The following is a 306-nucleotide window of genomic DNA, read 5'->3' on the forward strand; positions in this document are numbered from 1 at the left end:
TTGTGCGGGCACTCGGTGCCGTACTCGGATCCCTGGCCGACCTCGGGTTCGATGCGCGCTGGCGCGTGCTTCGGGCCTCCGACGTCGGCGCACCTCACCGCCGCGAGCGGGTCTTCCTCACCGCCTGGCCCCGCCGCGCCGCTGTTGAAGACGCCGACGAGCAACATCGGGAAGAACGGCGGGAGCCAGCATCCGGCCAAGAGGAAGCAGGGTGGGCACGGGCCGAATCTCGCGGACGAGGTGGAGTGGCTGCTGCCGACTCCGAAGGCGTCGGACGGGATCAAGGGGTCGCCGAACCAGCGGCAC

The 306-nt window shown here is 70.9% G+C and carries 1 pseudogene; it reads left to right on the top strand.

The window, feature by feature from the left end:
• Positions 1-65 precede the first annotated feature (65 nt).
• Positions 66-306 (top strand): annotated as a pseudogene (locus FF041_RS35955) (DNA cytosine methyltransferase); the annotation flags it as partial.

Origin of the sequence: Streptomyces jumonjinensis, assembly GCF_009600885.1 — a bacterium.
Classification (GTDB): domain Bacteria; phylum Actinomycetota; class Actinomycetes; order Streptomycetales; family Streptomycetaceae; genus Streptomyces; species Streptomyces jumonjinensis.